Origin of the sequence: Limnofasciculus baicalensis BBK-W-15, from assembly GCF_024178385.1 — a bacterium.
Lineage (GTDB): Bacteria > Cyanobacteriota > Cyanobacteriia > Cyanobacteriales > Coleofasciculaceae > Limnofasciculus > Limnofasciculus baicalensis.
In genome coordinates this window covers 1-2,707 of record NZ_JAMZMM010000570.1, presented here as the reverse complement: position 1 = coordinate 2,707, position 2,707 = coordinate 1, and the positions used below count along the sequence as shown (strand labels likewise).

The following is a 2,707-nucleotide window of genomic DNA, read 5'->3' as shown; positions in this document are numbered from 1 at the left end:
CCCCAAGTCAGTCGCGCTCCCCAGAAGAGGATCAAACTGCTTAATGCTAACCAATCGTACCAGCTAATGCGTAACTCATGCCACTGTACCCGATGTTCGTTGGGACTGGTGAATCCCCGCACTGTCATGGCTTTGGCAATTTGCTCTGCTCGTAAGAGGAGGTTTTCCAGTAGCCTTTCTGCAATTAGGAGCCAGACTTGGAGGCTTTTGCGAATACCGAGCTTTTTCCAATTAATAGCACGGGTGCTGACTGAACGAATTAAGTTCTGGACTTCTTCTAAGACTAGGGGAATGAAGCGTAAGGAAAGGGTTAAGGTGAGGGTAATTTCGGTGATGGGCCAATTTAGACGACGCAATGGCCTCAGTAGGGTTTCTAATCCGGCGGTAATTTCTTCGGGGGCGGTGGTAAGTAGGTAGAGGTTGGTGCTATAGATGAGGGTAAATAAGACGGTACTCACCCGCACGGCAAGTTCTAAGGAGCGACGGGTAATGGTTACTCCTCCTGCTTTTAATAGGATGTAGCTATATTTTGTTGGTTGGGGGAGGGGTTTAAGTTTGGATGGTTGGCTTGAGGAAGGTTGGGGGGAAGGTGGTGTTCCCCAGCCAAAGGGATTGTACCAAGGTTTGGTCTGGGCTTTGGTGCTGGAGATGTCCTGAGTGAAGGTTAATTCATGAGGAGGTAATCTGGGCTGGTGTTTAACTGCAAGACCATCTGGCGCGATCGCGGTTAGTATAAATACGAATACTGAGAGCATGAGTAGCCAACCCATTTGTTGTCGCCACACTCGCAAGGGGATGGCGGCGGAAATAGTTAACAGAATCAATAATACTGCTAATGCTAAACGGCAATAGGGATTTGCTAATAGGGGTGCGGCTAAAAAGCTCATTAGCCAAATGAATTTTACCCTGGAGTCTAGGTGGTGCAGCCAGGTTACGGGTTGTTCTAGATATAGTCCTAGGGGAAGGGAGCGGAGTAAGTCCATTTTTTGTTGTTTGTTGTTGAGGGTGACAGGCAAGATACCTGTCCGACAATTAATAACCTAAAATTAATCGCAGTGACAGGCAAGATGCCTGTCCTACAACTAACAACAAATAACTAACAACCAACAACTAACAACTAACAACAAATTACACTCGAATTGCGCGGTTAGGGCTGTTGCTTTCCATTTCGCGGACTTTTTTGCCTCGCCATAGGAAGCGGATGGGTGTGCCTGTGAAGCCTAATTGTTGGCGGAATTTGCCCTCGACGTAGCGACGGTAGTTGTCGTTGAAACGTTTGGGATCGTTGACGAATAGGGCTATGGTTGGGGGTTGGCTTCTTACTTGGGTTCCGTAGTAGATTTTGCCTTGTCGCCCTTGGCGGCTGGTGGGGGGAGAGTGCCAGTTGATGGCATCTTGGATAACTTGATTGATGGTGGCTGTGCTGACGCGACGTTGGTGTGAAAGGGCGGCTGTGTCTACTAAATCGAGAATATTTTCTACTCGTTTTCCGGTGAGGGCACTGATAAAAATTATTTCTGCCCATTCGATAAAATTGAGACGGTCTAAAATTAGTTTTTCGTGTTCATAGATGGTGTAGGAGTCTTTTTCTACTGCATCCCATTTGTTAACTACGATTATTGCTGCTCGTCCTTCTTCGGCTATTCTTCCGGCTAGTTTTTGGTCTTGTTCTGTTACTCCGTCTAGTGCGTCAATTACTAGTAATACTACATCGGAGCGGCGAATGGCTTTGAAGGCGCGATTAATGCCAAAGAATTCTGCTCCGTATTCGACGTTTTTCTTTTTACGAATACCTGCGGTATCGATTAGTCGATAGGTTTTGTCTTCAATGCCTTTTTCTGGGTTACCTGGGCGTTCAACTACCATATCAATGGCATCGCGGGTAGTGCCAGAGATGGGGCTGACGATGGCACGCTTTTCTCCGGTGAGGGCGTTTAATAGGCTGGATTTGCCGACATTAGGTCGTCCAATAATAGCAACTTTGATTTCTGGGGTATCGGGGAGTTCGCCGACGGTTGGTAGGTGGGTAATGAGTTGATCGAGTAGTTCGCCAGTACCACCACCGTGAATGGCTGAGACGGGGAAGGGTTCGCCTAAACCTAGTTCCCAAAATTGGGCTGCTTGGATGATGCCTTGTTGGGGGGATTCGCATTTATTGACGGCGAGGACAACGGGGACGGTTTGTTGGCGCATCCAATCTGCGATCGCTTCGTCTGCTGGCATTGGTCCTGCTTGACCGTCTACTACTAGGATAGCAGCTTGGGATTCGGCAAGGGCTGCCATTGCTTGTTCGCGAATCAAGGGTAGGAATTCGGTATCGTCATCAAAGACTAATCCGCCTGTATCGACTACCATGTATTCTCTATCTTGCCAGAAGGCGGGGCGATAAGTGCGATCGCGGGTAATTCCGGGTTCATCATGGACGATGGCATCGTTGACACCCGCCAAGCGATTTACCAGGGTTGATTTGCCCACGTTTGGTCGTCCGATGATGGCAACGATTGGCAAGGTCATAAGCTTTTTTCCCTAACTTTTAGGGCGTAAACGATCCAACTCTTTATTATAACTTAATGGGGAGTGGGGAGTAGGGAGTAGGGAATGGGGGAAGAGAGTTTTGAGTTTTGAGTTTTGAATTAAAACTCTCCCCTGCCCCCTTGTCCCCCTTGTCTCCCTTGTCTCCCTTGTCTCCCTTGTCTCCCTTGTCTCC

2 protein-coding genes are annotated in these 2,707 nt (G+C 48.2%); both read right to left on the bottom strand.

Features of this window, described 5'->3' with window-relative positions; all coding sequences use genetic code 11:
- The coding region (locus NJ959_RS28225; protein ID WP_254015083.1) for an energy-coupling factor transporter transmembrane component T family protein at positions 1 to 983 on the bottom strand (983 nt) is incomplete at its 3' end.
- A gap of 145 nt (positions 984 to 1,128) precedes the next feature.
- Positions 1,129 to 2,514 (bottom strand): ribosome biogenesis GTPase Der, encoded by a 1,386-nt coding sequence (gene der / locus NJ959_RS28220; RefSeq protein WP_254015082.1) that lies wholly within the window; start codon positions 2,512 to 2,514, stop codon positions 1,129 to 1,131.
- Between the last annotated feature and the right edge of the window lie 193 nt (positions 2,515 to 2,707).